A 23,766-nucleotide genomic window follows, 5' to 3' on the forward strand; every position below is an offset into this window, starting at 1 on the left:
CGGTGACATCGCTGATCGCCATCCTGCTGCTCAGTTTCGCGACGTTGGCAGCGCTCCGGCTGGCCCTGCCGGCGACCCTGCGCCACCGTATTGGCGGGCGCGAATTCACGATGGCGGCGCTGCTGCCGACGGTGGCGATCTTCAGCCCGCAGTATTTCATCTTTGCCGGTGCCATGTTGGCGATCGTCGGGATGGCGCCATCGCTCGGCGGCGCGCGACCGTACCGCACCGCCGATGCCATGGAGACGCGCTTGCGGCTGATGGTGTTTGCGCTGCCGCTGCTCCCGATGCTGCAGTACACCGCGATGATATCGACCTTCACCATCGCGCAGTTGCAATCGACGGCACTGCTTTGCGCCGGCGGCATTGCGGCGCTGCTCAACAGCGACCTCCGGACGCCGAGGGCTCGCCTTGCCACCTGGGATGCCGGCTTCGCCATGCTGATGCTCGTCCAGCTGTTCATGGACGTGCGGGATAACGACGTGATGTACGCGCTGCGCAGCATCGTGCAGATCATCATCAACCTCGGACTGCCTTACTTCATCATCAGCCGCGCCGCGGCGATGGCCAAAGAGCCTTCGCAATTGCTGGTGGCGCTGCTGTTCGCGGCCTGCATCCTGTCCACGATCGCGGTGTTCGAAAGCTTCCGCCACTGGCTGCTGTACGAGGACATGATCCGCCGCGTCGGCGGCGATCCCGAGCGAATATCGGGCTACACCAAGCTTCGCGGCGGCATGCTGCGAGCCCGTGCCAGCTTCTCAGAATCGACCGGCCTCGGGCTGTTTCTCGGCGTCATGCTTTCTGTCCTGTTCGCGCTGCGGCGGCAGGTCGGATCGACGCGACTGGCCTGGCTGATGGCGACGATCTTGTTGGCCGGGCTGATGGTGACCTTTGCCCGCGTCGGCTACGTCGCGCTCGCCGCCGGCATCGTCCTGTCGATCCTCCACGAACGCCGCTACCGCCTGCTGGCCGTGGTCGCGGCGATCCTGCCGCCGTTCTACCTGGGCCTGAGGGCGCTCGGTCAGGTCGTACCCGTCATCGGCGCATCGATCGGCAGCAGTGCCGATTCCGTCGGGTCGGTCAGCTACCGGTCGCAACTGATGGACGCAGGCCGCGAGCTGATCGCCCAGAATCCGCTGTTCGGCCTCGGCATCCATGACCTCGTCGCCCGGCTGTCGTTTCTCAAGCAGGGGGAGGGCATTGTCGATTTCGTCAACCAGCCGCTGACCATCCTGATGCGCGCCGGCCTGATTGGCGGCGCACTGTATTTCCTGATGACCTTCCGGCTCGCCTGGGACCTGTTTCGCCAGCCCGGCCGGGATCCGGCCCTGCGCGCCGGTGCCGCCGCCTGCTTCGCCGGTCTCGGCGCCCTGCTCGCCGGGCTGACGACAACGAGCTATGGCCGCAACGACATCACATTCTTCGCGCTGCTGGCGTTGGGAGCAGGGCTGATGGCGCGGCAGTCCAGCAGCGTCGCCGCTCAGCCGAACGCCGCCGTGAACATCCGGGTGCCGGCGAGACCGGCAGCGACACCGGCGCCGGCGACCGCCAGCATGAGCAGTTCCTGATCGACCTTGAGCAGGTTGTTCCGGCGCAGCTGCCACCAGTTGTAGACCTGCACCGGCACCTCGATTGTGCCGACAGCGGCGACGAGCCCGATCGGCCCGAACGCCAGGAAACCCGCCGTGCCCGCTCCCGCCAACCATACCAGCCGGACGATGTTGGCGACCAGCAACGGCCGCACCTGCCCGATCGAAATGAGCACTTCGCGCGCTGCATAATTGTTGAGGCCGATCAGCGGGGCGACGGCGAGAATGCCGAGATAGCTGCCCGCCAGCGCGTAGCGCGGATCGTAGAGGATATGGATCGTGGCGGGTGCAAAGCCGATGAAGCCGCCCATCGTCGCCAGATAGAGCATCATCACCATCCGGCGACCGTCGTAGTACACGTCGCGGAGCGTCGCGGGGGCAACGCGGTGCGCATGCGCGTAGGCCGGCAGCAACACCCGGCTCGGGTAGCTGGTGGTGAACGCCGACGGTGCGCCCGCCAGGTTCATCGCCACGCTGTAGACGCCGAACAGGTTCAACGAGAACAGTCGCGACAGCACCAGTTTGTCGACCTGCGACAGCAGTACCTGGATGGTATGGGCACCCAAAATCGTCCGTCCGAAGCGCCACATCTCGATAAAGAGCCCGCGGTCGAAGGCCAGCCGACGGCGTGAGCCGGGAAACGCGGTGTAGCTCAGCACCGATTTGATGACGTTCGCCAACAGGCCGCCGATGATGATCGCCCAGTAATTGTGCATGACGAGCGCGAAGGCGATCCCGAGCCCGATCTGGATCGCCGTCGAGCCGACGTCGAGGATGCTGAGGCGCAGCAGTTTCTGCTGGCGGACGACCGTCATCAACGACAATGACGACGAGCTTTCGATGATGAAATGCAGCGCCGTGACCGCGATCGCCAGGGTCAGCGCCGGCTGTCCGACGAGCATCGCGAGCGGTCTCGCCAGCAGCGCCAGCCCGATCGTCAGCACCACCGACCGCACCAGGCGCACCGTCCACACGACATCCAGGAAACGCGGATCGTCGCCCTGCGCGTGCTGGATGACGAACACGCCGAAGCCGAGGTCCGACATCATCAGCAGCACCGTTATGATGGCCCCGGTGATGGCGGTGACGCCGAAATCCTCGGGGCTGAGCAGGCGCGTCAGGATGACCGTGCTGGGCAGGCGCAGGGCGGTCATCAGGACGACCGTGATCGTCACCAGCGACACGCTGCTCCCCATGCGCGCGCGCCATCGCGGCATGACTGGCTCCATCGGCATCGGCGCGGCGGTCATCGCGAAATCCCCTGGCGCAGGCCGCGCGCGACCGCATGCGATGCCAGCGCCCGGTTGAGGCGCGCGGTGACCGGTGCTTCGACGTGGCGGTGGACGACGATCGACAACAGGCTGCACCCGGCCAGCAGCCCGCCCGCCGTGGCGATCTCCGCCGCGGGTGACAGCGGCTGGGACAGGCGAGCCACCAATGTGAAGATCGGGCGGTGGATGAGGTAGAGCGAGAAGGACGCTTCGCCGAGACCGACCAGCACCCGCGACCGCAGCCCGCGGGAAATCATGCCGTCACCACAGGCGAACACGAAAACCAGCGCTGCCGCCAGGGGCAAGTAGGCGAGTTGCCAGCGCAGCGGCAACGGCACGTCGAGCGCTACAAACCCCGCCATGCAGGCCGGTACCAGAGCGACCAGCACGAGCTCGAACCGGGTCCCGGCCCAGGCGCGGAGATGGCCTTGGCGCCAGGCATCGTAGACCAGCATGCCGGTGATGAACTCAAGCAGCCGGACCAGCGGATTGACATAGAACAGCCACTCGATGTCGGGCGAAAAGCCCGGCACCAGTATCGCCGCCGCCAGCGCCATCGCGGCGATGCCGGTAAACTGCAGCGTCGCGATCCGCGCCAGCACCGCGCGCGGCAGCAGGATCAGCAGCGGGAACATCGCGTAGAAGAACATCTCCACCGACAGGCTCCACGACGGCCCGTTCAGCGAGAAGTGCAGCGTGCCGGGGACCGCCCAGGCGTGCAGCAGCAGCAGGTTGAGCGTCACCAGCAGCGGCTCGATCGGGCGGCCCTCGGCCAGCGCCAGCCACGCGATGAACGGCAGCGCCACCAGCCAGTGCATCGGCAGGATGCGCGCCGCACGCCGGGCGAGATACGCCGTGACGGTGATCCGCCGGGACAGCAGCGCGTCGCGGTAGGCGTGGCTGAGGATCAGGCCCGAAAGCACGAAGAAGAACGACACCCCGCAATAACCTTCGTGCAGGAAGCCATCGTAGATCCGGCGGAGCGGTGCCGCGGTCGACTGCTTCAGGAAATCGAGGTGCGAGACCATCACCAGCAGCGCCGCGAAATAGCGCAGCGATGTCAGTTGCGGGAGGACGTGGTCGATGGCGGGCGCGATCGGCCGCGATCTCAGCACATCAACTCCAGGTACCGGTCGGCGACACGCGGCGTGGAGAACTGCGCCAGCCACTCGGCCGGGACCGGCGGCGCGCCGTCGACGATTGCGGCCTCGATCGCCGCCGCCATGCCGTCGACGTCGCCGACCTTCACCAGCCGGCCGTGCCGCCCGCCGCCGAGCGCCTCGGCCGGACCGGACGGGCAGTCGGTGGCGACCACCGGCGTGCCGACGGCCATCGCCTCGATGACGACATTGGCCAGGCTTTCGAAATCCGACGACAGCACCAGCGTCGCGGCCTTGGCGACATAGGCGTGGGGATTGGGCTTGAAGCCAGGCATCGAGACCCGCTCGCCAAGCTCCAGCGACTGGACCAGCGCTTCGAGCATGACGCGCTCCGAACCGTCGCCGAGGATCATCAGGCGGCAATCACGGGCGGCGGAAACCTTGGCGAAGGCCCGGATCAGCAGCGCGAAATTCTTCTGCGCCTCCATCCGGCCGACCGCGATGACCACCGGCGGCGCGCCGGGGGTGAACCATGGATGCTCGACCGGCTGCCGGGCCTGAGCAAGCAAGGTCTCGCTGACGATCGGGTTGTAGATGCACTGGACGCTGGCGCGGTCGATCGAGATCACCCGGGCAAGGTCGTCGCCGGTGCCTTCCGAAACGGCGACAATCGAATCGGCGTGCGGGTAGGCGAAATGCGCGATCGGAAAGAACCAGTAGCGCGCCTGCCACGGCCGCGGCGCGGCGCGGTCGACGGACGGGAAGCAATGCTCGGTCAGCATCAGGTGGAACGAGGCCCCGGCGATCATTCGCGCCGCGACCGCGAAGACGTTGGGGAAGCCGAAGCTGGTGCACATCACGGCGCGCGGTCGCTCGTCGCGGATCAGGCGCATCAGCTTGCGCAGCCGGGCGATCGGCCCGCGTGCCTCAAGCACCTCATAGCGCGCGCCGACCGGGAGCAGGGTTCGGAAGGGCGAGAACTGGTTGTCGTAATCGACCGCGATGACGACGCCGAGCCCGCGCGCCATGAACTCCTCGGCGAGGTTGAAGACCACCCGGTCGACCCCGCCGTTGTGAAGCGACCGCATGTAGAAGATGATGTCGGTGCTCATCGACTGCTCCTCATGGCCGGGATGGCGGCGACCTGGGGGACAGGCTCCGCGACCGCCGGCGTTCGTGCCGCATCGACCATTTCCGCCATGATCGCGGCGACGTCGCGAACCTTGGCCGCCCAGCCGAGATCGGCGTCGATGATGCGCTGGCGGGCGGCGGCACCCATCGTGCGGCGCAGGTCGTGCGACCGCGCCAGCGTCCGCATCGCCTCGGTCAGCCCGGTGACGACCGCGGCCTCGGACACCGGATCGACGAACAGCGCGCAGGCATCGCTGGCGTATTGCGCGCCGCCGCCCCAGCGCAGCGACACCACCGGCAGGCCGATCGCCATCGCCTCCATCATCGCCATGCCCCCGCATTCCCGCAGCGAGGGTGTCACGTAGACATCGGCGCTTTCGAGCAGCGCGATATAATCGTCGAACTTGAGCCGGCCGTGCAGCACGACGGCGTCCTGCATTTCCGCCGCCGCGACCTGTGCGGCGATGTCGTCGTAGAGCTCGCCGTCGCCGACCAGCTCGAGCCGGGCACCGCCCTCGCGCGCCAGCGGCCGGAAGGCCTCGACCAGGTACTTGATGCCCTTCCAGTCGACGAAGCGGCTGCAGAACACGAACGACACCGGCGTGCCCGATGGCAACGGGTGGTGCTGCTTCGGGGCCCAGCGCTCGAACTCGACGCCGCTCTCCATGACCTCGCGGATTTCGCCCGTGGTGCCGCGCGGCACCGCCCGCCTGGTGCGGCTGTTGCCGACGATCAGCGCCGCGGCGCGCAATTTGCCCGGGATCAGCCGGTGCAGCAGTCCGGCGCCGTGCCGTGCACCGGTAATTGCCCAGCGCACCATCCGGCCGTCCATCCGGCGAAAGGCCGGCGGCAGCTCCATCCCGCCGCTCATCGGCCCGATCACCACCGGCACGCCGAGGCCGTACATGAAGCTCAGCGCCTTGGGCGCGATCGGGGCCGGCTCCAGCACCACTTCGATACCGTGCTCGGCGATGATGCGCCGGACCGCACCGCGCATCCGGAACTGGGTGATGACGTGGATCAGCTGGTTGAAGACGAGGTCCTCGACCCGGTACGGAAACCATTGGCCGATCCGGTAGATCGCGTACTGGAGCGGTGAATCCTCGACGAAGTCGATCAGCGCGAACAGCTCCGGCGGCAGGTCGGCGCGCAGGTCGTCGCGGCAGCGGGCGTGGCAAATGGCGCGGGCGTGGGTGCCGAGCTGCCGCAGGCCGGCCAGATAGTGGTACGGCAGCACGGTTTCGCCGCTCATCCGCCGCGAGATGTTCTCGGCGACGATCAGCGCACTGCGCGGCACGCGGCTCATCGGCGTCCGCCCCCGGCCATCGGTCGATCGGCGCGCACGGACGACAAATGCTTCCCCCAGCCAGTGGCCGCCGGCGCCAGAAGGCAGCCAGCACAGCCGCCAAGTTATCCGATGAGGGCCGTCGCCAACCATCGCCAATGCTGGGTGCTGAGTTCTACCAACCGGAAAAGCACCGCGCAGTTACGGATGGTGACTTCTGCCTTTGTCGGGAACGTGACTGGCATTATTCTGAGCAGGTCGGACGATCACTTTGCAATGTGCCAAAGCGACAGCCGAAAGCATTTCGACGTTCCTGTCCGAAACGCAGCGGAGAGCTGGCCTGAGCACGGTCCAAACCCTTGCCGATGTGCGCCGCACCGCTGTTCCGGCGACGGTGTCCCGGCTGCCGTCGCCGGTGCGGTCGGCGGTGGCCTATCTCACCAACGCCTATCCGCGCCCGAGCCACAGCTTCATCCGGCGCGAGATACTGGCGCTGGAGCGTCAGGGCTTCACGGTCGAGCGCTATTCGATCCGGCCACTGGAGGGCGTGCTCCCCGACCCCGAGGACCAACGCGAGGCGAAGCGCACCCGGATTTTGCTCGATGGCCGGCTCGGCGTCCTCGCGGGGTCGTTCGCGGCATTCGCCGTCACGCGGCCGCGGCGGCTGCTGGATGCCCTCGGTGCGACGCTCGGTATGTGCCGGTCGCCCGCCGCGCTGCCCCGCCACATCGCCTATCTGGTCGAGGCCTGCCGCCTGGTGCGCCAGCTCGAGGCCGCCGGCATCCGCCATGTCCACGTCCATTTCGGGACCAATCCCGCAGCCGTCGCGCGACTGGCAGCGCGGCTTGGCCGGCTGACCTACAGCTTCACCGTGCACGGCCCCGACGAGTTCGATGCACCGGTCGGGTTGTCGCTGGCGGCCAAGGCGAGGGACGCGGCGTTCGTCGTCGCGATCTCCAGTTATGGCCGCGGCCAGCTGATGCGCTGGCTGGCATCGGCGGACTGGTCGCGCATCGAGGTCGTCCGCTGCGGTGTCGATCCGAAGTTCCAGACGGCGATCGCCGCCCCGGTGGCCGACGTCGGCCTGGCCTCGCGACGGCTGGTCTGCATTGCGCGTCTTAGTGCGCAAAAGGGCCTGCCGCTGCTGATCGAGGCGGCCGCGCTGCTCGCCGAGCGTCGCGCCTTCGAACTGCGTATCATCGGCGGCGGCGAACTCCACGCTGCCCTGCAGGCGCAGATCACCGCCGCGGGCCTCGATCGCCAGGTTCGCCTGATGGGCACGCAGCCGTCGGACGTCGTGCGGTCCGAACTGCTCGGGGGGAGGGCGCTGGTCTCACCAAGCCTTGCCGAAGGGTTGCCGGTGGTGATGATGGAGGCGCTCGGCCTCGGGCGTCCGGTCGTTGCGACCAGCATTGCCGGTGTGCCCGAACTCGTCGACGCCGGTTGCGGCTGGCTGGTGCCGTCGGGATCGGCGGAGCGGCTGGCGGACGCGATGTCGGCCGCGCTCGATGCCACCCCCGCGACGCTGGCGGCGATGGGGGAGGAGGGGCGGCGTCGCGTCCGTGCCGCTCATGACGCCGATACCAACGCACACCGGTTGGCGGCGCTGTTGCGGCCGCTGGTGTTGGAGGGCTGATCATGGACGGTCTAGCCTGGCTCGTCGTGGCGCCGGTCGCCCTTCCGGTGGTGGTATTCGCCGCGGAATGCATTGCCGGCTTCGCGGGCGCGGGAGCCGCGCGGGCGACACCCGCACCGCCGCCCTTCGTCGTGATCATGCCCGCCCACGACGAGGCCGCCGGCATCGGCCGCGCGATCACGGCGGTGCGCGGCCAATTGCGGCCCTGCGACCGGTTGCTGGTCGTCGCCGACAATTGCACCGACGATACGGCTGCCATCGCCCGGGGGCTTGGTGCCGAGGTCGTCGAGCGCCGGAACAGTGTCGAGCGCGGCAAGGGCCATGCGCTGGCCTTCGGGTGTGCGGCGCTTGCCGGGTCGCCGCCGGACATAGTGATCGTCCTAGATGCCGATTGCTGGCCGGAGCCGGATGCCCTGCTACGACTGGCGGCCGCTGCCGCGACGGGCGACGTCGTGCAGGGCCGCTACGAATTGGCGACGCCCGCCGGTGCCGGCACCGCGGCGCAGGTGTCGGGCTTTGCCTTCGCGGTGAAGAACGTCGTGCGCCAGCGCGGGCTGCAGCGGCTCGGTGGCCCGGCGCTGCTGCAGGGATCCGGGATGGCCTTCCCGTGGGCGGTGTTCCGCGGGGCCCCGCTGGCCAGCGCCAACCTCGTCGAGGATATGGAGCTCGGGATTGCGCTGGCCCGTGCCGGCGACCGCATCCGCTTCCTCGACGGCGCCCGCTTCGGAAGCGCCGCCAGCAGCCGCGACGCAACGGTGACGCAACGCACCCGCTGGGAGCACGGCACGCTGGCGACCGGCTGGCGCGCCGCCCCGGGCCTGTGGGGGGCGGCGCTGAGGGGCCGGCCGCGGCTGGCACTGCTGGCGCTCGACCTGATCGTACCGCCGCTGGCGCTGCTGGCGGCGCTGGTGCTCGCGGCCATCGGTATCGCCGGCGGCGCGGCACTGATCGGCGGGTCCGTGCTGCCGGTGCTGGCGGCATTGACCCTCGGGATGATGTTGTCGGGCGCTGTGCTGCTGGGTTGGCTGGCGGTCGGTCGGCAACATCTCAGCCCCGCCACGCTGGCCGGCGTGCCCGCCTACATGCTGTGGAAGCTGCCGATCTACCTTCGACTGGCGGGCCGACGCCAGCGCCTGTGGGTGAGGACCCATCGCGATGTCTGAGCTTGCCATGTCGAACCGCGAGCGCACCGGGGCGGACGACGTCGCGTTGCCGCCACTCGGCGCGGTCGTCATCGGGCGCAACGAGGGCGAGCGGCTGCGGGTCTCGCTGCGGTCGGTGATGCCGTGCTTTACTCATGTCGTGTACGTCGATTCGGGGTCGAGCGACGGCAGCGTGGCGCTGGCCGAGCAGCTCGGGGCCGCACCAGTCGTGCTCGATCGCACCCAGCCGTTTACCGCCGCGCGGGCGCGCAACGCCGGCGTCGCCTGGATGACGCAGCACCACCCCGAGGTGACGCTGGTCCAGCTCATCGACGGCGACTGCGAACTCGATCCGGCTTGGCCCGCAACGGCGCGCGCCGCGATAGCTGCACGCCCCGATGCTGCGGTCGTCTGCGGCCGCCGCCGCGAGCGCTTCCCCGAGGCCAGCGTCTACAACGCCCTGTGCAACCGCGAGTGGGACACCCCGGTCGGCATCGTCAAGACGTGCGGCGGCGATGCGCTGGTCCGCGTCGATGCCTTCAACGCCGTCGGGGGATTTTCGCCCGAGCTGATCGCCGGCGAGGAGCCGGACCTGTGCCACAAGCTGCGCGGCGCCGGCTGGACCATCCACCGGCTCGACGCCGAGATGACCCGCCACGACGCCGCGATGACCCGGGCCGGGCAGTGGTGGAACCGCAACAAGCGCAGCGGCTATGCCTTTGCCGAGGCCTGGTCGCGGCGTGGCGACAGCGACGACTATCCGCGCCGGCGCGTACTGAACAACCTGCTGTGGGGGCTGCCGCCGGCGTGGGCGCTGTGGCCGCTGCTGTGGTGGCGCGTCTATCGCCGGAGCGACGCGGCGTATGCGACCCATATCGTTCTCGGCAAGTTGCCGCACGTCCAGGGGCAACTGCGTTTCTGGCTCGACTGGCTTCGCACCCGGCGCAGTACGCTGATCGAATACAAATGAAACAATGGGGGCAATCGGTGGCCCCATCTTGTCGGTGGGTGGTTCGTACCACATAGTCGCTATCGTTGTGCCAGCTAAACCAACACGATAGCCTTTACCGAGATGTTCAATAGTTCTGGCGATCTCCTTGGGGAAACGCTCGGACGAACATAGCTGCGATTGGCAAAGGGGGTAGCGACAGTGATCAACGGTCCTATCGAATTGGTGCCATCGTCCGGTATCGTCGGTTTGCGTTGCGTTCTTGTCGGCTCCGAGGCGCTGCTTGCGGAATGTGGCCAGCATCTGGAGCGGTCAGGCTTCGATATCCTGGCGGTTGTCAGTGACCGCCAGGATATTGTCGACTGGGCGACGGGGCGTAGTCTTCGCGTGCTGCCGAACGTCGCGGCGTTATTGGCAGCGACCGATCTTCCCGGCTTCGATTACCTGTTCAGCATCACCAATCTGTGGCTCCTGGGGCCCGAGGTGCTGGCGCTGCCGACACGGGCTGCGATCAATTTCCACGACGGCCCGCTGCCCGAGATGGGCGGCGTCAACACGCCGTCATGGGCGCTGATCGAGGGTGCCAGCGGCCACGGTGTCACCTGGCATTTGATGCTGCCCGAAGTCGACGCCGGCGGCGTGCTCGCGCGGCGGCGCTTCGCACTCGACGCCGGCGAGACCGCGCTGTCGCTGCACCGCAAGAATTTCGCCGCCGGCCTCGAGAGCTTCGAGGATCTGGTCAACCGCCTGGTGAGCGTCGGACCCGTCGCGATCGAGCCGGCAACCCCGCCGCGCCGGCTGTACCGCCGCAGCGACCGCCCCGAAGCCGCCGGCACGATCCGCTGGGACCAGCGCGCCGAGCGCATCGACCGCATCGTGCGCGGGCTCGATTTCGGCACCCGGCCCAATCCGCTCGGCACCGCCAAGGCGATCTTCGAGAACCAGCGGCTGATCGTCCGGGGCGTTACCATGACCGGCGGTGCCAGCGGCCTCCCGCCGGGCACTATTGTCCGCGCCAGCGACAAGGCCATCGTCGTCGCGACCGGATCGAACGACATCGCGGTCCATGATCTCGCCGACGCCGACGGCAAGCCGGTCGCGCTGTCCGATGCGCTGGCCCGATACCGGCTTCGCGCTGGCGCCGCCTTCGACGTCATCACCACGGCGCAGGCGCAGGAAGTGTCAGCGATCGACGCCCAGATTGCGGTCCACGAAGGCTTCTGGAGCCGCCGGCTGGTCGGCCCCAAGCCGCTCGACCTGCCCAACGTCAACCGCCGCACGCTGCCCGGTACCGTCGCGATGTCCGATCAGCTCCTCCTTGCCTCGGGCGATCCGGTGCGAAGCGACACGGTGCTTGCGGCGCTGGTCGCCAGCCTGGCGCGGCTGGCCGACACCGGCGACTTCGATGTCGGCTTCAGCTGCCCGTTGCTGGCGGCGCCGATCACCGACGTGGCGGACTGGTTCGCGCCGCAGCTGCCGCTCCGGGTTGCCGCTGACCTCGCCGGTTCCTTCGACGCCTTCCGCGCTGCCGTGCTCGACGACATGCGCCAGTTGCGCCGGCGCATCGGCCATGCCGCCGACCTTGCGGCGCGCACGCCGGGTGCGAGCGCGACGCCGCTGCCGGTCAGCATCGTGCTGGTCGATCAATTCGACGACGCAGTGGCGCTCTCCGGGTCGGAGCTGACCGTGGCGATCGTCCGCGACGGCAGCGCCTGCCGGTGGCTGTACGACGACGCGCGCTTCGCGGCCGCCGGCATCGCTGCGATGCAGCGCCAGTTCTCGACACTCCTTGACGCCGCGGACGCCGACCCGGGGACCAGCGTCGCCGACCTGCCGCTGCTCGATACCGAAGCGCTGGCCGCGCTCATCGATGGCCGCAACGCCACCACCGGGAGCTGGCGCAGCGACGCCTGCATCCATCACCTGATCGCCGAGCAGGCGCGGCGGACCCCGGACCAGGTCGCAGTGACCTGCAAGGGCCAGTCGCTGACCTATGCCGAGCTCAATGCGGCGGCAGCACGCTGGGCCCACCGGCTGCGTGCGCTCGGGGTGCGGCCGGACAGCCTCGTCGGCATCTTCGTCGAACGCTCGGTCGACCTCGTCGTCGGCGTGCTCGCGGTGCTGAAGGCCGGGGGCGCGTACGTGCCGCTCGATCCCGCATACCCCGCCGACCGCATCGCCCACATGATCGCCGACGCGCAGGCCGGCGTGATCGTCACGCACCGCCATCTCGTCGAACGCCTGCCGCAAAGCGACGCGACATTGCTGTGCCTCGACGAGGAGGTCGACGCACTCGACGCAGTCGACGGAGACGACAGTTACGAGAAGGGCGGCGCGACGCCCGCCAATCTCGCCTACGTCATCTACACCTCGGGTTCGACGGGCCGGCCCAAGGGGGTCATGGTCGAGCACCGCAACGCCGTGAATTTCTTCGCCGGCATGGACGCCCGGGTGCCGGCGCCCGGCGTCTGGCTGGCGGTCACCAGCCTGAGCTTCGACATCTCGGTCCTGGAACTGTGCTGGACGCTGACCCGCGGCTTCACCGTCGTGATCTACACCGGTGACGACCGCCAGGCGGCACCGGAAGTGCGCCCGGCAATGGCCGCCCGCCCGCTCGATTTCAGCCTGTTCTACTTTGCCAGCGATGCTTCGGAATCGGCCACCGACAAATACCGGCTGCTGCTGGAGGGGGCCAAATACGGCGACCGCGAAGGCTTTTGCGGGGTATGGACGCCCGAGCGCCACTTCCACGCCTTCGGCGGACTGTATCCGAACCCGGCCGTGACCAGCGCCGCGATCGCCGCCGTCACCAGCCGCATCGGCATCCGGGCCGGCAGCTGCGTGCTGCCGCTGCACCACCCGATCCGCGTCGCCGAGGACTGGTCGGTGGTCGACAATCTGTCGAACGGCCGCGTCAGCATCTCGTTCGCCGCCGGCTGGCAGCCCGACGACTTCGTGCTGGCCCCTGAAAATTTCCGTACCAACAAGGAGGTCATGCTGCGCGACATCGATGTCGTGCGGCGGCTGTGGCGCGGCGAGGCGGTCGCCTTCCCGGGTCCGCTCGGCAACCAGCCCGAAGTCACCATCCTGCCGCGCCCGGTGCAGCCCGAGCTGCCGTTCTGGCTGACGTCGGCCGGCAATGTCGAAACCTTCGAGGCGGCCGGGCGGATCGGGGCGTCGGTCCTGACCCACCTGCTCGGGCAGACGGTCGAGGAACTGACCGACAAGCTCGCCGCCTATCGCCGCGCCTGGCGCGAGGCCGGCCACCCCGGCAACGGCCGCGCCGCGCTGATGCTGCACAGCTTCGTCGGCGACGACGAGGCAATGGTGCGCGCCACCGTCCGCCAGCCGATGATCGACTATCTGCGGAGCTCGGCAAGCCTGATCAAGCAATATGCCTGGTCGTTCCCGGCCTTCAAGCGCCGTGCCGGCATGGACGGGGCGTCCGGCGGTGTCGAACTCGACGGCCTCGACGCCGACGAGATGGCGGCGCTGCTCGATCACGCCTTCGAGCGCTATTACGAGACCAGCGGACTGTTCGGAACACCCGATGGCTGTATGGCGATGGTCGACCGGATCAAGCGTGCCGGCGTCGACGAGATCGCCTGCCTGATCGATTTCGGGATCGATTCCGCCACCGTCATGGCGCACCTGCCGCAGCTGAACGCGGTCCGCCAGGCAGCGCTGCCGCGCGCCGCCGAGACCATGCCCGCGGCCGACACGCTAGAGTCGCAGGACATCCCGGCGCTGATCGACCGCCACGGCGTCACGCACCTGCAGTGCACCCCGTCGATGGCGAGCCTGCTGATGGCCGACGACCGCGCGCACCCCGCGCTGGCGACGCTGAAGGCGCTGCTGGTCGGCGGCGAGGCCTTCCCACCGGCGCTGGCCGACGACCTTGCGCGGCTCGTCGGCGGCTCCGTGATGAACATGTACGGCCCCACCGAGACGACGATCTGGTCGACGACGGCGACGCTCGACAGCGATCAGGGCTCGGCGGGTTCGGTATCGCTCGGCACGCCGCTGCTCAACCAGCAGGTCTATATCCTCGACAGTCGCGGCCGCCCGGTTCCCGACGGCATTCCCGGCGAGCTGGTAATCGGCGGTGCTGGTGTCACCCGCGGCTATCTGGGCCGGCCCGACCTGACCGCCGACCGCTTCGTGCCCCACCCATTTGGCGGCACCGGCAAAATCTACCGGACCGGCGACCTCGCGCGCTTCGATGGTGACGGTCGCGTCGAATTTCTCGGGCGGCTCGACAACCAAGTCAAGATCCGTGGCCACCGCATCGAACTCGGCGAGATCGAAGCCGAGCTCGCGGCGCTGCCCGGCGTCGACGAGGCCGTGGTGGTCGCCCGCGCCAGTGAGACCGGCGACGTCCGGTTGATCGGCTATGTCACCGGCACCGCCGCCGGCGACCTCCGCGACCGGCTGCGGCAGTGCCTGCCCGACGTCATGGTGCCGCCGCAGATCGTCACGCTGGCGGCGATGCCGCGCACGCCCAACGGCAAGATCGACCGCAAGGCGCTGCCGGCCCCCGAAACCGTCATCGCCGCGCCGGTCGTCGTCGCCGAGCCGCCCGCCGAAGGCGTCGAGGCGCGCATCGCGGCGATCTGGTGCAACGTGCTCAAGCTGCCGAGCGTCGGTGCGAACGACAATTTCTTCGACCTCGGTGGCCACTCGCTGCTCGCGGTGCAGGTCCACCGGCAGCTGCGCGATGGCATCGGCCACGGCCTCGCGATCATCGATATCTTTCGCTACCCGACGATCCGCGCGCTGGCGGAGCGGCTCGCCAACGGCGACGACAACCGCGCCGCCGTCATGGGCCAGAACCGTGCCAGCGAACGCCTTGCCGCCATGGGCCGGCGACGCGCCGGCATCCCCGCAACCGCAGTCAACATGGCCTGATCGATGTACCTCCCGCGCGAACTCAACGAACCTGCGTCCGAAGCCGTCGAGGGCGCCATCGCCGTCATCGGCATGGCCGGGCGTTTTGCCGGGGCTCCGAACCTCGACGCGTTCTGGCAGAACCTGCGCGACGGCGTCGAATCGATCGTGCCGCTCAGCGACGACGAATTGCTCGCGGCCGGTGTCGCTCCGGCCCTGATCCGCAACCCGGCCTATGTGAAGGCGTGCGCGGCGCTGACCGACATGGAGATGTTCGACGCCGGCTTCTTCGGCCTGTCGCCCCGCGATGCCGCGATCATGGATCCGCAGCACCGCCACTTCCTCGAGTGCGCCTGGGAGGCGATCGAGGATTCCGCCCACCCCCCGGAGCGGTTCCCCGGTGCCATCGCGGTGTTCGCCGGCAGCGGCTTCGGCGCGTACCTGTCGTATAACCTGCTGAGCAATCCGCGGCTGGTCGACGAGGTCGGGTTCTTCCTGTTGCGCCACACCGGCAACGACAAAGACTTCCTCAGCACCCGGATTTCGTACCTGCTCAACCTGCGCGGCCCCAGCGTCAACGTCCAGACGGCGTGCTCGACGTCGCTGGTCGCGATCCACATGGCGGTGCAAAGCCTGCTCAACCGCGAGTGCGACATGGCGTTGGCCGGCGGTGTCACGATCGAGCTGCCGCACCGCCGCGGCTACCTGCACGAGGATGGCGGCATCCAGGCCCCGGATGGCCACTGCCGCGCCTTCGACGAAAGCTCGCAGGGCACGGTCTTCGGCAGCGGTGCCGGTGCCGTCGTCCTGCGCCGGCTGGAGGATGCGGTCGCCGACGGTGACCACATCTACGCCGTGATCCGTGGCTCCGCGGTCAACAACGACGGTGCCGGCAAGGTCGGCTACCTCGCGCCCAGCGTCGACGGCCAGGCGCACGCCATCACCGAGGCGCTGGCGATCGCCGACGTGCCCGCCGACACCATCACCTATGTCGAGGCCCACGGCACCGGCACCCCGGTCGGGGACCCCATCGAGATCGCCGCTCTCAGCCAGGCGTTCCGGCAGACGACCACCGAGATCGGCTACTGCGCGATCGGTTCGGTCAAGGGCAACATCGGCCACACCGACACCGCGGCGGGTGTCGCCAGCTTCATCAAGGTGGCGCTGTCGCTGAAGCACGGCGAGCTGCCGCCAACGCTGCACTTCGCGGCGCCGAACCCGGCCTGCGACTTCGACAGCAGCCCGTTCTACGTCAACGCCACCCTCAAGCCGTGGACGCCGCCGCTCGGCCGCCCGCGCCGCGCCGGCGTCAGTTCGCTTGGTGTGGGCGGGACCAACGCGCATGTCGTGCTGGAGCAGGCGCCGCGCCGCCGCGGCCAGAAGTCGACCCGCAAGCATCATCTCCTGACCGTGTCCGCGAAAAGCCCGCGCGCGCTCGCCGACAATGTCGCGGCGCTCGGGCATTATCTGGCGGCGAACCCCGGCACCGAGCTCGCCGACGTGGCGTTCACCTTGCAGATCGGCCGCCAGCAGATGAGCCACCGGCGCAGCATCGTGGTCAGTGACACGCGGGAGGCGGCGGCGCTGCTCACGGAGGCGAAATCGCCGCGACTGGCCAGCGGGGTCTCACCGGCCGACGGCCGCGAGATCGTCTTCATGTTTGCCGGCGGCGGCTCGCAATATCCCAACATGGGCCTCGACCTGTACAACGCCGAGCCGGTGTTCCGCGAAGCCGTCGACGAGTGCCTGGAGACGCTGGCGCTGCACAGCAAGCTCGATATCCGCAAGTGGCTGTTCCCCAGCGCCGACGATGCCGATGCCGCCGCGCGCGAGCTGGAGCGACCCGCGATCGGTTTGCCCGCTCTCTTCACCATCCAGTACGCCCAGGCACGGTTGTGGCTGTCGTGGGGCCTCAACCCGCGCGCGATGATCGGCCACAGCCTCGGCGAGTACATGGCGGCGCACCTCGCCGGCGTGTTCAGCCTCGGTGACGCGCTCGACCTGGTCGTGCTGCGCGGCCGGCTGTTCGAGAGCCTGCCTGCCGGCCGCATGCTCAGCATGCCGCTCGGCGAAGCGGAGTTGCGGGCGCTGCTGACCCCCGACCTGTCGATTGCGGCCGTCAACGGCCCGCTGCTGACGGTCGCCTCGGGGCCGGTCGAATCGATTGCAGCGTTGCAGGCAAAGCTCGACGCGATGGAGGTGCCGGCGACGCTGATCCCGATCAACATCGCGGCACATTCGGCGATGCTGACGCCGATCCTCGCGGAATTCGGTGCCTTTTTCCAGCGGCTGACACTGCGGGCGCCGCGCAAGCCGTTCATCTCCAACGTCACCGGCACCTGGATCACGCCCGCCGAGGCCGTCGATCCGCGCTACTGGGTCAGCCAGATGCGCAACACGGTACGCTTCGCCGACGGCATCCAGATGCTGTTGCAGGACCCCAATTGCGTGCTGCTCGAGGTCGGTCCGGGGCGCACCCTGGCAACGCTGGCGCGCAGCCATCCGGCGCGGCAGGATGCCCAGCCGGTGTTCAACTCGCTGCGCCATCCCACCGAGCAGGCCTCGGACGTGGCGTACGTGCTGGATGTCCTCGGCAAGCTGTGGACGGTCGGCGGTGCGGTCAGCTGGGGCAGTTTCTGGCAGTCCGAAAAGCGGCTGCGGCTAGCCCTGCCGACCTACCGCTTCGACCGCCAGCGCCACTGGATCGAGCCCGGCACCGCCACCGCGGTCGTCGACACCGATCCGAACACGCCGCTCGAGCGCCGCGCCGAACTCGACGACTGGTTCTATCAACCGGTCTGGAAGCGCGCGGTTCGCCCTGTTGTTTCGTCCTCTACGGTAACGGCCCTGGTCTTCCAGGAGGAGTGTGGCCTCGGCGACGAGCTCGCGGGGCAACTGGCGGCGCGCGGGCGTGACGTGGTCTGCGTCCGTGCCGGGCGGCGCTTCGCGCGATCGGGGCGGCACGTCTTCACCATCGATCCGTCGTCACCTGCCGACTACGAAGCGCTGCTGTCGCGTCTCGCCGACGACGGACGCAGCGTCGGCGAAATCTATCACATGTGGTCGGTGACCGGGGCCCAGCGCCGCCAAACCAGCAGCGACGGGGCCGAGGCAATTCTGCGGCGCGGGTTCTACAGCCTGCTTTACCTCGCGCAGGCCGTCGGGCGCGAGGACGGCAGCCAGCCGATCGCGCTGGCCGTCGTCACCGATCACCTGCAGCGCGTCGCCGGGGAAACCCTGGTGATGCCGGCCAAGGCAACCATCGTCGGCGCCGGAAAGGTCCTCGCGCGGGAGATCGCGAACCTGAAGCTGCGCAGCATCGACGTCCTTGCTCCACCAGTGTCATCCCCCGAAATGCGCGAACTTGCCGACGACCTGATCGCGGAAAACGGCAGCAGTGATGATGCCGACGTCATTGCCTATCGCGCTGGCGAACGCTGGCTGCAGGATTGGTCTCCGGTGCGGCTCGTTCGTGGTGGCGGACGGCCCAGCGCCCTCCGGCGCGGCGGCGTCTACCTGATCACCGGCGGTCTCGGCGGCATCGGCTTGTCATTGGCGCGCCACCTTGCCGAAACCGTTGCCGCCCGCATTGTCCTGGTCGGCCGCAGCGGCCTGCCACCCCGCGAAGAATGGCCGTCTCGCACCCTCGGCTTCGACGCCGACGATGCCGTCGCCGCCCGCATCCGCCAGGTGCAGGCGATCGAAAAGCTCGGCGGCGAAGTCATGGTTGCCGGTGCCGACGTCTGCAACCTCGCCCAGATGCGCCACGTCGTGCAGCAGGCGCGCGTCCGCTTCGGGGCGATCGAAGGCGTCTTCCACACCGCCGGCGTCATCGATGACGGCATCGCGCAGATGAAGGAGACCCAGTCCGCGGCCGCCGTCCTGGCCCCGAAGGTCCGCGGCACGCTGGTCCTGGAAGACGTGTTCGCCGACCAGCAGCCCGAGTTCATCATGCTGTTCTCTTCGATCAGCGCCAACATCGGCTTGGCGGGGCAAGTCGACTACGCCGCCGCCAACGCCTTCCTCGACAGCTACGCCCAGGCCTCCAGCGGGCAATCCGGCGCGCGCGTCGTCGCGGTCGACTGGAGCCAATGGCAGGAAGTCGGGATGGCGGCGGCGCTCGCGTCGAAGCTTGGCCTCGCACCCGCCCGCGCCGCGCCGTCACGCCCGACCGGCCATCCGTTGCTCGGCGACTGCCTGCGTGACACGCCGACCGAGCGGCTGTTCGAGGTGCAGATGTCGCCTCGCACTCACTGGTTGCTCGACGAGCATCGTGTTGCCGGCGGCCAGGCACTCGTGCCGGGGACGGGCTACCTCGAGACCGTCCGCGCCGCGCTCGCCCAGCATGGCGAAGGCCGCCCGATCGAAATCACCGACGTCATGTTCCTCGCCGCGTTCGCGGTCGATGACGATGCCCGGCGGACGATGCGCGTCCAGCTTCGCCGCAGTGGTAGCGACCGCTGGCAGTTCAGCATCACCGGCAGGCCCGCCGACAGCAGTGACGAAGGCGGCTGGGTCGAACATGTTCGCGGCATGGTCGCGCACGTCGACGCGCTGCGGCCGGAAGCCGTCGAGATGGCCTCGATCATGGCGCGTTGCCGGTTGCGGCACCGCGACGGGGTACCGTCGTCACCGCAGATGCGCTTCGGCTCGCGCTGGCAGAACGTCGAGGCCACCGATTTCGGCAACACGGAAGCGGTCATCCGGCTCGCGTTGCCCGATGTTGCCGCCGCCGACCTGCAGACCATGGCGCTGCATCCGGCACTGCTCGATTTCGCCACAGCCGGGGCGCAGGCCCTGGTCCCCGGCAGCGCCGACAGTCGCGACTTCTTCGTGCCCGCATCCTATCGCTGCGTGCGCCTGCACGCGCCACTCCCGGCACGGATCGTCAGCCATGTCCGGTACCGTGGCAACGGCGGCGAGCCCGGTATTGCGGTCTACGACGTGACCATCATGGACACGGGCGGCGAAGTCCTCGCCGAGATCCTCGATTTCACCATGATGCGCGTCGCTGAAGGGGCAGATTTCACCCAGGCAGCGGCGGCGACCAAGCCAGCGCCGCGCCCCGTGTCGACCGCAAACCCCGTGCTGACACTTGGACATGAAGCGGCGATCTCGCCGAGCGAAGGCATGGCCATCATCGACCGGCTGCTCGACGCTCGCACCGGGCCGCAAATCCTGGTGTCGCCGCTCGATTTCGGCCCGCTGTCGGCAAGGCTGCGGGCGCCGCTCCCGGCAGCGGTACGCCCGCAAGCGACCGGTGACGGAACCGGCGGCAGCGCCCTTGGCGGCGTACCGGCGACCTATACCGAGATCCTGATCGCCGAACTCTGGAGTGAGATGCTCGGCGTCGGCGAGGTCGGGCGTGACGATAATTTCTTCGATCTCGGCGGTCATTCCCTGCTGGCAGTGCAGCTCGTCAACAAGCTGAAAAAGCGCACCGGTACGACGCTGCCGCTGACTGCCTTGCTCGAGGCGCCGACCGTCGCGACGCTCGCGGAATTGATCGCGCCGGGGCAGGCCGCCGACACCGGCACCGACCGTGCCGCAGCGCCGGTGGTTCAGGAGGCCACGCGACCCGCGATTGGCCCGGGTCTCGTCCGCATCCGCTCGGGCAGCGGCAAGCCGGCGCTGTATTTCGTCCATGACGGGCTCGGCGAAACCTTGCTCTACCGCACGCTCGCCATGAAGCTCGATGCGCGCCACACCGTGTACGGCCTGCAGCCCGAAGTCCGCAGCGACGGCAGCTTCCCGCAGATCACTATCGCCGACATGGCGGCGGCGCACGTCGACAGGATCCGGTCGGTCCAGCCGTCCGGCCCTTACCTGCTGGCGGGATTGTGCGCCGGCGGTGTCATCGCCTTTGAAATGGCGCGCCAGCTGCAGGATGCCGGCGAACGCACGCTGTTCGTGGGGATCATCGACGCCGCCGACGTCGAAGCGGCTGAACGACCGTTCTACGTGACCCGCGCCCGACTGGTCAGCCTGTTTGCGACACTCGCCGCCAACGGGTCTGAACCCCTCGCGCGCCGCCTGACCCTGTTCGCGCCGCGGGCTGCGCGCAAGGCCTATAATCTCGTCGCGTACGAGATCGCGGTCCGCATCGACAACGCGCGAACCGCGCAGGCCGTCCGCCGGCTGCAGCAACAGGCGAACCGTTCCGACAGCCTCGAAGAGGGGGTAACCACCAGCGCACCCGGCGTCATGGAGCCACCGTCGTTCCTGAAGACCTACCGGCTGGCGCACCGCCAGCACAAGCCGAAGGGCCTGTTCAGCGGCGGGGACGTCGTGCTGTTCAAGGCGACGCGGAGCAACGGTGCCGACGACGACGGTCCGTTCCGCGAGCAGTTCAGCGATTGCCAGCTTGGCTGGGGCAAGCGGGTCGCCGACGAGGTCAGGGTCATCGAGATTCCCGGCGGCCACTCGAGCGCCCTGCAGAACCCGCATGTCTCGACGCTCGCACACGCCTTGCAGGAATGTGTCGATGCCGCCCTTGCCAAGGTCGAGGTGCCGACGCCGCCAGCGTCGGTGGCAGAACCGGTAGCAGTCGCGACCGAACTCGTCGCCAGCTGAAGCACTGCCGTGCCGATCCCCTCGACTGCCATCGTCATCGTGAACTACCGCACCGGTGACTTGGTCGTTGATTGCCTGGATAGTCTGGTGCCGGAAGTCACCGGCAGAGCGGGGGCACGGGTAATCATCGTCGACAATGCATCGGGGGATGGTTCGGCCAGCCGCATCGCCGCAGCGATCGCGGCGCGCGGCTGGGACGCTTGGGCCCGAGTCATCGAGTCGCCCGTGAACGGCGGCTTCGGGGCAGGGTGCAACGTCGGGATTCGCGCGGCGCGCCAGAGCGCCGAGCCGGTCGAGCTGGTCTGGTTGCTCAATCCCGACACTCGCGTCCGCCCCGGTGCGCTGGCCGCGATCACGGCGTTCATGACGGCAAATCCAGCGGTCGGTATCGTCGGCACGATGATCGAGGAGGCCGACGGCGCGCCGTGGCCATTTGCATTTCGCTTCCCCACCATCCTCGGCGAGATCGAGCGTGGGATGCGCCTGAGCCCGGTCTCCAGGCTGCTCGCCCGGCATGCCGTTCTGCGCCGGATGGACGACCGGCCCAAGCGTGTCGACTGGGTTTCGGGCGCCAGCATGGTCGTACGGCAAGGTGTCTTCGACACCATCGGCCTCTTCGACGAGGCCTATTTCCTCTATTATGAGGAAACCGATTTCTGCCGTGCCGCGCAGACCGCAGGCTGTGAGACCTGGTATCTGCCGCAAGCCCGGATCATGCACATCGCCGGCCAGAGCACCGGCGTGACCAGCCGCGACGCCGGCCGCCGCCGCATGCCCGTCTACTGGTTCGAATCAAGACGGCGCTATTTCAACAAGAATCACGGCACCACGTACGCGACGCTGGCCGACCTGGCGTGGGGGGCGTCTCACCTTGTCTGGATGCTGCGGCGGACCCTGCAGCGCCTGCCCGATCCCGATCCGCCTCGCTTGCTCCGCGATTTCATCGCTAGCGCGAGTCGTCGTTCGCGCCACGCGCGGCCAGTCGGCTTCGACACCGCCGTCACAGAGCTGGCCGTTGACTGAAGCGGTGCGCGACTCGACTGCCGTGGTCCGCCTGGATGTTGATGCCCCTATCGCGCTCTGGGCCGTCGACCTGCGCATCGAGCCGGACCCGGCGCATGTTGCGCTGTTCGACTCCACCGAGCGCGCCCGCCACCAGCGGTTTCGATTCGCGCGCGATCGGCGGCGCTACCGGGCCGCGCATGTCGCGCTGCGCCGCCTGCTGGCGAAAGCCAGCGGGATTGCGATGCCCGATCAGCGATTCGTGACCGGTGACTACGGCAAGCCGGCGCTGGCCGGCCAGCCGGCGCTTGCCTTCAACATGTCCTACGCCGGCGATGTCGCGCTGATCGGCATCGGCCAAGGCCGTTCGATCGGGGTCGACGCCGAGGTGCGGCGCCAGATCGACGATCTGGCTGGGCTCGCGGATAGTGTGTTCACCGACAGCGAGCGGCTCGGCCTGATGGCCGAGCCCGCCGGCGCCTTGCGCGACGCCGCCTTCCTTCAGGGGTGGACGCGCAAGGAGGCCTGCATCAAGGCACTGGGAACCGGCCTGTCGGCCTCGCTCGATTTCGCCGTGGGAGTTGCCGCTCCCCCGCGCGTCTCGACCGTCTTCGCCGAAGCTGGACGCACCGCCATCGAGGTCGGTTCGTTCAGGCTCGGCCCGATGGTGATCGGCGCGTGGGCGCAGCGCTTATGAGGCGAGCATCGCCATGGCAGGCCGCTCGCGCTCGTGCAGCAGTCCCTCCTGGATCACATAAGCAACCATGTGCGCGCGGTTCCTCGTGCGTGTTTTCAGCCGGACGTTCTCGATGTGGCGCTCGACAGTGCAGGGCGCGATTTCCAGCATCTGCGCCACTTCCTTGGCCGTGCGCCCGAGCGCGATGAGCTGCAGCACCTCCGACTCGCGGCCGGTAAGTTGCGTCACAGTAGCAAAACTTCGGTTCGTCATGGTAGCCCTCCTGTTAATACTAAAGTTGATCCTGATTAGTTCTTCCCCCAGGACCAAGTCATTTAGTTACGAGTCCGATACAACCGTCTTAAGCGTGCGCCCGTCAGTGCCCGCTAAAGCCGGGCACAGATCGGACGGCAAAGGCCGGCTGTTTTTGCCAACCGTTGCTTCCGGCGTCGACCGCATCGATGTCGTTGATCGCCCCGTTACACCCCCGGAAAGATGAACAAAGCATTGCGGAAAAGCAAGCCA

13 protein-coding genes are annotated in these 23,766 nt (G+C 68.6%); 8 read left to right on the forward strand and 5 right to left on the reverse strand.

Translation table 11 applies throughout. The features are described from left to right. Positions 1 to 2: 2 nt before the first annotated feature. Positions 3 to 1,568 (forward strand): O-antigen ligase family protein, encoded by a 1,566-nt coding sequence (locus KX816_09060; GenBank protein QXQ08101.1) that lies wholly within the window; start codon positions 3 to 5, stop codon positions 1,566 to 1,568. Here the strand turns inward: KX816_09060 and KX816_09065 are convergent. From KX816_09065 to KX816_09080, 4 genes are read right to left on the reverse strand one after another with little or no spacing between them, the layout of a single operon-like run. After that, a complete protein-coding gene (locus KX816_09065) occupies positions 1,481 to 2,839 on the reverse strand; it encodes an oligosaccharide flippase family protein (GenBank protein QXQ08102.1) in 1,359 nt (452 codons plus the stop codon). The two genes, KX816_09060 and KX816_09065, sit on opposite strands and share 88 nt — an antisense overlap. Then, on the reverse strand, positions 2,836 to 3,975 hold the full coding sequence (locus tag KX816_09070; protein ID QXQ08103.1) for an acyltransferase: 1,140 nt from the start codon (positions 3,973 to 3,975) through the stop codon (positions 2,836 to 2,838). Before KX816_09070 ends, KX816_09065 begins: the two co-directional genes overlap by 4 nt. Next, the gene (locus KX816_09075; GenBank protein QXQ08104.1) at positions 3,969 to 5,072 is read right to left on the reverse strand and encodes a glycosyltransferase; all 1,104 of its coding nucleotides are present in this window, start codon (positions 5,070 to 5,072) and stop codon (positions 3,969 to 3,971) included. The genes KX816_09070 and KX816_09075 overlap by 7 nt, the downstream gene beginning before the upstream one ends. Continuing rightward, positions 5,069 to 6,397: a glycosyltransferase family 4 protein gene (locus KX816_09080; GenBank protein QXQ08105.1), complete on the reverse strand. Its 1,329-nt coding sequence runs from the start codon at positions 6,395 to 6,397 to the stop codon at positions 5,069 to 5,071. Before KX816_09080 ends, KX816_09075 begins: the two co-directional genes overlap by 4 nt. A 346-nt stretch (positions 6,398 to 6,743) precedes the next feature. Between KX816_09080 and KX816_09085 the strand changes: the two genes are divergently transcribed. The 7 genes from KX816_09085 to KX816_09115 all read left to right on the forward strand — a co-directional run bounded on the left by KX816_09085 (position 6,744) and on the right by KX816_09115 (position 23,262). After that, on the forward strand, positions 6,744 to 8,012 hold the full coding sequence (locus tag KX816_09085) for a glycosyltransferase family 4 protein (GenBank protein QXQ08106.1): 1,269 nt from the start codon (positions 6,744 to 6,746) through the stop codon (positions 8,010 to 8,012). Continuing rightward, the gene (locus KX816_09090; protein QXQ08483.1) at positions 8,012 to 9,175 is read left to right on the forward strand and encodes a glycosyltransferase; all 1,164 of its coding nucleotides are present in this window, start codon (positions 8,012 to 8,014) and stop codon (positions 9,173 to 9,175) included. The genes KX816_09085 and KX816_09090 overlap by 1 nt, the downstream gene beginning before the upstream one ends. 46 nt (positions 9,176 to 9,221) lie before the next feature. After that, positions 9,222 to 10,124, forward strand: a complete 903-nt coding sequence (locus KX816_09095; GenBank protein QXQ08484.1) for a glycosyltransferase family 2 protein — start codon at positions 9,222 to 9,224, stop codon at positions 10,122 to 10,124. 180 nt (positions 10,125 to 10,304) lie between these two features. Beyond that, positions 10,305 to 15,011 carry an LLM class flavin-dependent oxidoreductase gene (locus KX816_09100; protein ID QXQ08107.1) on the forward strand — a complete coding sequence of 1,569 codons (4,707 nt, stop codon included), beginning with the start codon at positions 10,305 to 10,307 and terminating at the stop codon, positions 15,009 to 15,011. A 3-nt stretch (positions 15,012 to 15,014) separates the two neighbouring features. Continuing rightward, complete coding sequence (locus tag KX816_09105; GenBank protein ID QXQ08108.1) at positions 15,015 to 21,563, forward strand: KR domain-containing protein; 6,549 nt, start codon at positions 15,015 to 15,017, stop codon at positions 21,561 to 21,563. 9 nt (positions 21,564 to 21,572) lie between these two features. Further along, positions 21,573 to 22,586 (forward strand): glycosyltransferase family 2 protein, encoded by a 1,014-nt coding sequence (locus tag KX816_09110; protein ID QXQ08109.1) that lies wholly within the window; start codon positions 21,573 to 21,575, stop codon positions 22,584 to 22,586. Then, positions 22,579 to 23,262 (forward strand): 4'-phosphopantetheinyl transferase superfamily protein, encoded by a 684-nt coding sequence (locus tag KX816_09115; protein QXQ08110.1) that lies wholly within the window; start codon positions 22,579 to 22,581, stop codon positions 23,260 to 23,262. Before KX816_09110 ends, KX816_09115 begins: the two co-directional genes overlap by 8 nt. Here the strand turns inward: KX816_09115 and KX816_09120 are convergent. Next, positions 23,257 to 23,514 carry a helix-turn-helix transcriptional regulator gene (locus tag KX816_09120; protein QXQ08111.1) on the reverse strand — a complete coding sequence of 86 codons (258 nt, stop codon included), beginning with the start codon at positions 23,512 to 23,514 and terminating at the stop codon, positions 23,257 to 23,259. The two genes, KX816_09115 and KX816_09120, sit on opposite strands and share 6 nt — an antisense overlap. Positions 23,515 to 23,766: the final 252 nt, after the last annotated feature.

This window comes from Sphingosinicellaceae bacterium (assembly GCA_019285715.1).
GTDB lineage: Bacteria > Pseudomonadota > Alphaproteobacteria > Sphingomonadales > Sphingomonadaceae > Glacieibacterium.

Bases quoted from the DNA above. Each gene is read 5' to 3' on its own strand.
- KX816_09065 (QXQ08102.1), bottom strand. From the start codon at position 2,839: ATGACCGCCGCGCCGATGCCGATGGAGCCAGTCATGCCGCGATGGCGC.
- KX816_09075 (QXQ08104.1), bottom strand. From the start codon at position 5,072: ATGAGCACCGACATCATCTTCTACATGCGGTCGCTTCACAACGGCGGG.
- KX816_09080 (QXQ08105.1), bottom strand. From the start codon at position 6,397: ATGAGCCGCGTGCCGCGCAGTGCGCTGATCGTCGCCGAGAACATCTCG.
- KX816_09105 (QXQ08108.1), top strand. From the start codon at position 15,015: ATGTACCTCCCGCGCGAACTCAACGAACCTGCGTCCGAAGCCGTCGAG.
- KX816_09120 (QXQ08111.1), bottom strand. From the start codon at position 23,514: ATGACGAACCGAAGTTTTGCTACTGTGACGCAACTTACCGGCCGCGAG.